Source organism: Streptomyces cahuitamycinicus, from assembly GCF_002891435.1.
Classification (GTDB): Bacteria; Actinomycetota; Actinomycetes; order Streptomycetales; family Streptomycetaceae; genus Streptomyces; species Streptomyces cahuitamycinicus.
In genome coordinates this window covers 1-7,803 of sequence record NZ_POUC01000383.1, presented here as the reverse complement: position 1 = coordinate 7,803, position 7,803 = coordinate 1, and the positions used below count along the sequence as shown (strand labels likewise).

Here is a 7,803-nt window from a genome sequence, read left to right as displayed (position 1 = left end):
GGATACCGGCGAAGACACGGCCTCCGTCCGGGAGTGCGCATCCGCGAACGGTTCCCGTGGTGGTGTCGGTCAGAAGTGCGTCTGCCATGGCCTGAGCCTGTCTTCCCAAGGTGCGGGGGATTCGTTCTTGCTGTCGGCGTGGTGGGCCAGGCTTGGCCCTGCCCGACGGAAGTCGCGCTCAGCCGGACGAGCATCATCGCTTGAAGGTCTGCTCAAGCGGCGTACCAACGCCATCGACGTGCGGGCGGATCCCGTCGGCTCAGGACACCGGGCATTCTGTGCCGGTGCTCGCGGGGCTGGGCCGACGGCACATGGATGTGCCGTCGGCCCAGCCGCACTCCTGACCTGCTGCTGTCTTGGTCAGAGGTTCAGCAGATGTGCCGCGTTGCGGTGTGCGATGCGTTTGAGGTCGGCGCGGGAGAACGGCGCTGTGCGGAGGAACTCGACTGCCTCGGCCGTTGATTCGTAGGGGTAGTCGACGGCGAACAGCAGCCGGTCGGCGCCGATGGCCTGGACGGCTCCGAGGAGGGCCGCGTGGGAGAAGACGCCGCTGGTGGTCGCGTAGAGGTTGTGCCGCAGGTAGTGGGAGGGCAGTTGTCGTGGCCTGCTCTTGGGGTCGGCCTGGTGGTAGCGGCTGTCGAGCCGGGCCAGCTGGAAAGGAAGCAGTTCTCCCATGTGCCCCAGCGTCACCGAGGCCCGAGGGAACTCGTCGAACACTCCGCCGTAGATCAGGCGCAGTGCGTGGGCGCCGACCTGCGCTGTCCATCCCCAGGACGGCCCGCTCAGCACGGGGTACCCCTGGAACACCCGCCACTGATCGGCGGGGAAGAGCGCGGGATGGATGTAGAGCGTCACGCCGAGCCGTTCAAGCTCGGCCCACACCGGCCGGAACTGCGGCTCGTCGAGGTAGTGGCCCAGAACGTGGTCGTTGTGCAGGACCCCCTTGAGCCCGAGTTGCTCCACCGCCCGGCGCAGTTCGGCCACGGCGGCCTTCGGGTTCTGAAACGGCAGGGTGGCGAAGCCGGCGAACCGTGTCGGGTGGGCGGCGACCACGTCGGCCAGGTGGTCGTTGACCCGGCGGGCCGTGGCCACGGCCTCGGAGGGGTCCTTGATGGCCTCCACGCCGGGTGAGGTGAGCGACAGGACCTGCATGTCCACGCCATGCTCGTCCATGTCCGCCAGCCGCGACTCCGTGAAATCGGCGAGCCGGCGCCCCCATTCCTGCCCCCAGCCGGGGGGCATCTGGGCTTCGCCCGGCCACGGGATCAGCTCCGGAACGGAGAACGCCTCTTCGACCGCGATCACCTTCATGCGGCGCCCCGGGCGGCCGGTGGCGGTCCCGGCCGACGTGGAGGTGGCGGCCCGGGCGGCTGTGGGCGGGGCCGCGAGGGCTGCCGTGCCGGCGGTGACGCCGGCCGCGGCGGCCAGCAGACGCCGCCGCGAGGTGTCCGCGGCGAGGGGGGATACAGACGATCCTGTCGTCATCGTCCTGCCTTTCCATCGGTTTACGGGAATCAGGGGCATGGGCCGGGAGGCGGGGATCGAGTCCAACCTCACCATTAGGTGACCTAATCGTAGGCTACCTAATGAAGAATGGTCCAGGGGCTCCGGTGATGTTGGGCGCCAGCCCTGACCGGCTTACGATCGGCAGACCGCGCCGAACCGACCGCCCACCGTGAAAGCAGAACCGCATGTCCTCCTCCCCGCCTGAATCCGAGCCGCTCATCCGGCTGCTGTGGCGCGCACACCACTGGTTCCGAACCGCCCTGACCACCGCGTTCGAGGCCCAGGAAGACGGGGCGACCATCAGCGCGGCACACGTGACCCTGCTCAGTCAGCTCCCGTCAGAGGGGGCCAGCATCGCCGAGCTGGCCCGGCGTCTGGGCGTCAGCGCCCCGACAGCGCACCAGTGGGTCCATGAACTGGTCGCCGCGGGCGCGGTGACCGTGGAGAGCGATCCGCACTCCGCCCGGTCGAAGCTCGTGCTCCTCTCGGCGGCCGGTGTCCGGCGCCGCGCGGAGACGATGCAGATACTGGCCGGGCTCGAAGCCGGGCTCGCCGGGCGCGTCGGTGCGGATACCGTCCTCGCACTTCGGGCCGCACTGGAGGAACCGTGGGGATCTCCGGAATCGGTGGTGACGGAACTCCCCGGCCCTTCCGCCCCGTAACGCTGTTGGCTCCCGGGCGCAGTGGCCAGGGATCCGTTCCGGCTGCGGTCCGCGCCGACGCCGGCCCGCCAAGCTCCACGCCGACAAGGGGTACGAGTACGACCACCCGAGTCGTTGGCCCCGCAGCGCGGCGTCACCCGCTAGGACATGGAGTCCTCGAGCCGCCTGGGGCTGCCACCGCTGGACGATCGAACGCACCGCCTGCTGCTGACCGGTTGGCGCCGCCTGCACCCTCATCCGCTTCCGCCGGCTCACCAAATGAGCTTGTGGTTGACCTGCTCGCCGTCGGCGCGCAGGAGGCGCTCACCCGCTCTCGGCCTCGCTCGAGCGTGACCTACCTGGGTGGCTTTGGCGATCGGATGGAGGCAGGCCACGAGGCAGCAGCCCCGGCGGCGCGCACGGCGAGCTGTTCGGCTTCGGTGACCACTTCCTTTGACGGGGAGCCCCCTGGTTGAGCGATCCTGCGTTCCGGCCGCACTGTCCGGTGCCCTCAGGGGCGCCAGTGGTGTACGGCGGGGGCGGCCGCCGTGAACGGCGGCCAGGGGGTGTCGGTGCTCGGGGTGCCGGTGCGGATGAAGCTGAGCCAGGCGGTGCGCAGGGCTCGGCCCAGGGTGTCGATGTCGTGCGGGTCGGCGCCGGCGAGCATCGGGGCGGCGGTCCAGTCGGCATCGGTGCCGAACAGGAAGGGCAGTTCGATGCAGTGTGTGGCGCCGAAGGGGGAGGCGGGGGCCGCGTAGTCGAAGCGGTAGGTCCACACGCGGGCACCTGCCTCGCTCAGCCGGGCAGCCAGGCGGCGGGCGGGACGGTCGAAGAAGGCCGCACCCGCGGCACGTTCCACAGCGTCCGCAGTCGCCGAACCCAGTGCCGGGACCCGGCGCAGGCGGCGCAGCGCCGGGCCCGGGGTGTAGAAGGCGCTCATCTCCCGCCCGGTGGTGCCGATGATGACGTCCAGACCGGGAGCTCCGCCTGCCAGACATGCGGCCCAGCGTGCTGCGTCCGGGAGCGGGCCGACTCCGGCGACCGGTCTGAACAAGGGGACCGCACGGAGCCCGAGTCTGCCTGCCGCTTCTCGTGCGAGCGCGGTCTGGGCGTCCAGGACATCGACGACGGAGACGGTACGCGGGTCTGCGCCGAGCCGGGTGAGAAACCGGTCGGCGGCCTTCCGGGCGCTGCGGGCGCTCCCGAGGCCGAGAGCGGCGGGGGAACTTTGAACGACGGCCCGGCGGAACAGTCCCTCGGCGTCGGGCATACCCAGCAGACACTGCACGGTGTGGGCGCCGGCGGACTGACCGGCCACGGTCACCGCGTCCGGGTCACCGCCGAACGCGGAGATGTTCTCGCGCACCCACCGCAGCGCGGCGAGCTGGTCGGCCAGGCCCAGATTGCCTTCGGAGATCCCCGGTGCGCGCAGATAGCCGAGCACGCCAAGCCGGTAACTGACGGTGACGACGACCACGTCTCCTTCGCGGGCGAGCCGCACCGGACGACGAGCCCCAGTCCGACCAACTCCGCAACCGGTTCTGGACCGCCCGCCTGGACCGCGCGCGCATCCTCGTCCAACGCGGCATCGACCGCGGCGACCTCCCACCGGACAGCAACCCCGAGTTCCTCCTCGAAGCCCTGACCGGCCCCCTCCACCTGCGCATCGTGCAACGCGACCAGCCCGCAGGACACGCCTACGTGAGTCGACTCGTGGACCTGGTACTGGCCGGCGCCCGCTCGGCACCACCCGACAGTCGCCCCAGGTCAAACCGCTGAGGACGGCCCAAACGACGAAACTACCCGGCGAGCGCGGTCACGCGCACCATCACCGCCACCAGCGAGGCCTTCGCTCACGTTTCCGAGCACGACAAAGGCGGCATCCCCGCCATGGGCGCTCAGGAACGCAGGTAGGCCAGCACCGCGCGCACCCGGCGGTGGTGGTCGGTGTCCTCGACGTACAGGCCCAACTTGGCAAAGATGCTGCGGACGTGATTTTCCACCGCGCCGGCCGTCAGCGCCGCACCCTGGGCATCCCCAGCCCGATCCACGAGATGATCTCCCGCTGGATCTCGTTGTTGCCGCCGCCGAAGGTGAAGATGACCGCCGAGCGGTAGCCGCGTTCCAGTTCGCCGCGCAGGACCGCGCCGGCCGAGCCCTCCTTCAGGACACCGGGGGCCGCGACGATCTCCATCAGCCAGGCGTAGGCGTCGCGTCGGGCCTCGGAGCCGTAGACCTTGACGGCTGAGGCGTCCTGCGGGGTGAGGGTGCCGTCCTGGACGGCGCTGACCATCTGCCAGTTGAGCAGTTTGAGCGCGTCCAGGCGGGTGTGGGTGCGGGCCAGGAGGCGCCGCACCCAGGGCAGGTCGGCGACGCGGCGGCCGTCGGCGAGTTTGGTCTCCATCGCCCAGCGCTGCACGTCGTGCAGGGCGCGGATCGCCATGGTGCCGTGGGCGGCCAGGGTCACGCGCTCGTGGTTGAGCTGATTGGTGATCAGCCGCCAGCCCTGGTTCTCGGCGCCGACCCGGCGGGAGACGGGGACGCGGACGTTCTCGTAGTAGCCGGCGGTGGTGTCGTGCGAGGCGAGGGTGTTGATCAGGGTGCAGGAGTAGCCGGGGTCGGTGGTCGGCACCAGGAGCATGGTGATGCCCTTGTGCGGCGGGGCGTCGGGGTCGGTGCGCACGGCCAGCCACACCCAGTCGGCCGTGTCGCCGTTGGTCGTCCAGATCTTCTGGCCGTCGACGACGTACTCGTCACCGTCCCGTACCGCCCTGGTGCGCAGGGACGCGAGGTCCGTGCCGGCGCCCGGCTCGCTGTAGCCGATGGCGAGGTCGATCTCGCCGGAGAGGATCCGCGGCAGGAAGTACGCCTTCTGCTCGTCGGTGCCGTACTGCATGATCGTCGGGCCGACGGTGTTCAGCGCCATGAGCGGCAGCGGGACGCCGGCCTGGGCGGCCTCGTCGAAGAAGATGAACTGCTCCATGGCCGTCAGACCGCGCCCGCCGTACTCCCTCGGCCAGCCCACACCGAGCCAGCCGTCCGTGCCGAGCCGCCGGATGGTCTCGCGGTAGAACCGCTTCTGTGCGGCCGGCTCGCCGTGCCGGGCGTACAGGTGGTCCGGGACCAGTTCGGCGAAGTAGGACCGCAGTTCGGTGCGCAGCCGCTGTTGCTCGGGCGTGTATTCGAGGTGCACGGCGCCTCCAGGCTCCCAAGGCCGGTCCTGTCGGCGCACACCGTAGAACGTGTTCCAGAAATAGGGAATGGCGTTGTCAGTTCAGCGTGGCGAGGAAGTCCGTGCACGCCCGCGCGCAAGCGCGGCATGCCGCCGCCGAGTCCTCCGCTCCTGGTTGCCGGTCGAAGACGTGGGCGGCCTCCAGGCACACGGTCCGGCACCACTCCACCTGGACCCGAATGCCTGCCTCGTCCACCTGGTTCTGCTCGGACAGCACGCGGCAGGTCGCGTCACAGACCTCCGCGCACATGATGCCCTTGCGTCGTACGAGTTCCTGGTTCTCGGTGCCGTCGGGATCCACGAGGCTCGCGCGCAGCGCGCACGCCCGTGCGCACTCGGTGCACGCCTGCGCACAAGCGAAACGGTCCTCGAGGAACCGGAACAGCTCCTGCTGGGATGTCGTCGAAGTCACACCGCGCGGGTAGCCCCGGTCGGCACCGGTCAAACCGGTGCCCCTGCGGAGAACCGTTCGTGACCCCGGCCCCCTCCCGCCGGCCGCGGGGGCCGGGTTCATGGTGAGGACCGAAGGACCAGGGGTACCCGCGTGCCATGAATAGCGCATGGATGGAGATGGCCGCGGGCGGCGACGCCCCCGGCTTCGGGTTCGTCGTGACCGGTCTGGTGGTCGTGGCCCTGCTGTTGGGCGCCTTCATCCTGGGCCTGCGGCACAAGCGCCGGCGCCCGCCGCGGCCCGACGAGCAGCCCAGGCTCCCCGAGGGCGGCCCGGTCCGCGAGACGCTGGAGCGCCGTGAGCCGGACGAGATGCCGAGAAGTGAGGAGCGTCTGACGCCGCACGAGCTGAAGACGCACGGCAACCAGAGCGATCGGACCAGCGCCTCGCAGACGCGCCCGCGCTGGAACGAGGGCAGCAGCGGTGGCTTCGGCAGCGGCGGCCCGGGAGCCCGCTGAGCCGCCACCGGCTCGTACAGCACGCGTACACAGGGAAGTGAGAACCATGGCCGATCCCGCCCGCAGCACTCTGCCTCTGCCCGACTACGACCACCTGCCGATCGGCGGCCTGGAGAGCCGGGTGCGGTCGCTGTCCGCGGACGAGGTCGAGCGGCTGCTCGCGTACGAGCGGTCGCACGCCGGCCGGCTGCCGGTGATCCGGGTGCTCGACTCCCGGCTTGAGCAGTTGCAGGGGGGCGCCGAACCGACGTCCGGCGACCCGAACGCCCTGCGCCCCGAAGCGGGGGCGGGCACCAGGGGAGGCTCTCCCGTGTCGCCGGCGACCTCGCCGCAGCCGCACAGCCCGCCGCCGCACGGCACACCGGACCAGCCTGCCCAGCCGAAGGGTGACCGCACCTAGGAAGCCACACCGCCCAGGAAAGGGGCCCGTGCCTGTGCACGGGCCCTTTGCCATGCCTCGCCTCCGGTGAAGTGAGGTGGATCACAGGTTTGGAGTGCAGCGTGGGGCGGGGGCCAGCGACTTTTCAGAGGTGTAGGGGGCCACTGAGACGCAGGACGGTGAGAATGGAGCAGGTTCGGGCGGACGGCTTCGACGAGTTCGCGGCCGCCCGTTGGTCGGCGCTGCTCCATGTCGCGCGTCTGCTCACGGGGGGCGATCGGCAGCGTGCCGAGGATCTGGTGCAGGAGGCCTTGGTCAAGTTGTGGTTCGCCTGGCCGAAGGTCGCCGAGCAGGCTCCGGAGGCGTACGTCCGCACGGTGCTGGTGCGGCTGGCGGCCCGCTCGGCGCGGCGGCGCTGGTGGGGGGAGCGCCCGGTGGAGCAGCTGCCGGACCGGGCCGACCCGGGCGACATGTCGTCGGCCGTCGCGGAGCGTTCGCGGTTGGAGGCGGCGCTCGCCCTGCTGTCGCCGAAGCAGCGGGCCGCGGTGGTGCTGCGCTACTACGAGGACCTGCCCGAGGCGCAGGTCGCCGAGGCGTTGGGCTGCCCGGTGGGCACCGCCCGGTCCCATGCGTCGCGCGGAGTCGCGCGGCTCCGCCGGATCCTGTCCGACGCCGTCAGGCCCGTGGGGTGAAAGGAGAACCGATGGACGACTTCGAGCGGGACCTGTCGCGGCTGATGCGCGACACCCGGCAGCACACCCCCTATGAGCCCGAGCACCGGCAGCGGCTGCACGCGGGCATCCGGTCCCGCCGCCGGTCGCGACTGCTGTGGAAGGCGGGGGGCTCCGCCGTGGCGGTGGCCGGGCTCAGTGTCGGGCTGGCCCTGCTGCCCAGCATGCTCACCCGGGCGCAGCCCGCCGATCACCGGCCGCAGCCGGCGACGAGCCCGACGACCTCGCCGGACAGCACGCCGACGACCGCCCCACCGGCGCCGAGCACGACGCCGACCGAGCAGCCCGAGACGAACCTGCCCGCGACCATGACCGACGGCAGCACCCCGTCCGTGCCGACGAGCGAGCCTGCCGCCGACCCCACCCCGACAGTCACGGCCTCCGAGGGCCGGGCCGGCAGGACGC

General features: G+C 71.3%; 9 protein-coding genes and 1 pseudogene. 6 read left to right on the top strand and 4 right to left on the bottom strand.

The window, feature by feature from the left end; genetic code table 11:
• Nucleotides 1-360 precede the first annotated feature (360 nt).
• Entirely contained in the window at nt 361-1,485 is a 1,125-nt protein-coding gene (locus C1J00_RS33950; protein ID WP_245936608.1) for an amidohydrolase family protein, read from the bottom strand.
• A gap of 206 nt (nt 1,486-1,691) precedes the next feature.
• Here C1J00_RS33950 and C1J00_RS33940 point away from each other — a divergent pair, with 206 nt between their 5' ends.
• On the top strand, nt 1,692-2,168 hold the full coding sequence (locus C1J00_RS33940; RefSeq protein WP_102912805.1) for a MarR family winged helix-turn-helix transcriptional regulator: 477 nt from the start codon (nt 1,692-1,694) through the stop codon (nt 2,166-2,168).
• 490 nt (nt 2,169-2,658) lie between these two features.
• Here C1J00_RS33940 and C1J00_RS33930 read toward each other — a convergent pair whose 3' ends face one another.
• A complete protein-coding gene (locus C1J00_RS33930) occupies nt 2,659-3,648 on the bottom strand; it encodes a carboxylesterase family protein (RefSeq protein WP_281262784.1) in 990 nt (329 codons plus the stop codon).
• Between the two features lie 5 nt (nt 3,649-3,653).
• On the opposite strand from C1J00_RS33930, the pseudogene C1J00_RS48125 reads away from it, so the two are divergent.
• Nucleotides 3,654-3,926 (top strand): annotated as a pseudogene (locus C1J00_RS48125) (TetR-like C-terminal domain-containing protein); the annotation flags it as partial.
• 235 nt (nt 3,927-4,161) lie between these two features.
• On the opposite strand, the gene C1J00_RS33920 reads toward C1J00_RS48125, so the two are convergent.
• Nucleotides 4,162-5,340, bottom strand: coding sequence for an acyl-CoA dehydrogenase family protein (locus C1J00_RS33920; protein WP_102912803.1), 1,179 nt, complete (start codon nt 5,338-5,340; stop codon nt 4,162-4,164).
• Between the two features lie 76 nt (nt 5,341-5,416).
• Nucleotides 5,417-5,791: a four-helix bundle copper-binding protein gene (locus C1J00_RS33915; RefSeq protein WP_102912808.1), complete on the bottom strand. Its 375-nt coding sequence runs from the start codon at nt 5,789-5,791 to the stop codon at nt 5,417-5,419.
• Nucleotides 5,792-5,928: 137 nt separating this feature from the next.
• Here C1J00_RS33915 and C1J00_RS33910 point away from each other — a divergent pair, with 137 nt between their 5' ends.
• The 4 genes from C1J00_RS33910 to C1J00_RS33895 form a co-directional block, all read left to right on the top strand.
• A complete protein-coding gene (locus C1J00_RS33910; protein WP_102912802.1) occupies nt 5,929-6,288 on the top strand; it encodes a DUF6479 family protein in 360 nt (119 codons plus the stop codon).
• Nucleotides 6,289-6,334: 46 nt separating this feature from the next.
• A complete protein-coding gene (locus C1J00_RS33905) occupies nt 6,335-6,688 on the top strand; it encodes a DUF8129 domain-containing protein (RefSeq protein ID WP_102912801.1) in 354 nt (117 codons plus the stop codon).
• Between the two features lie 164 nt (nt 6,689-6,852).
• Nucleotides 6,853-7,359, top strand: coding sequence for a SigE family RNA polymerase sigma factor (locus C1J00_RS33900; protein WP_102912800.1), 507 nt, complete (start codon nt 6,853-6,855; stop codon nt 7,357-7,359).
• 11 nt (nt 7,360-7,370) lie between these two features.
• Nucleotides 7,371-7,803: cellulase (locus C1J00_RS33895; RefSeq protein ID WP_102912799.1), on the top strand; the 433-nt coding region annotated here is incomplete at its 3' end.

Coding starts and splice junctions, on each gene's coding strand:
- C1J00_RS33950 (WP_245936608.1), bottom strand. CDS start 1,485: ATGACGACAGGATCGTCTGTATCCCCCCTCGCCGCGGACACCTCGCGG.
- C1J00_RS33900 (WP_102912800.1), top strand. CDS start 6,853: ATGGAGCAGGTTCGGGCGGACGGCTTCGACGAGTTCGCGGCCGCCCGT.
- C1J00_RS33940 (WP_102912805.1), top strand. CDS start 1,692: ATGTCCTCCTCCCCGCCTGAATCCGAGCCGCTCATCCGGCTGCTGTGG.
- C1J00_RS33910 (WP_102912802.1), top strand. CDS start 5,929: ATGAATAGCGCATGGATGGAGATGGCCGCGGGCGGCGACGCCCCCGGC.
- C1J00_RS33905 (WP_102912801.1), top strand. CDS start 6,335: ATGGCCGATCCCGCCCGCAGCACTCTGCCTCTGCCCGACTACGACCAC.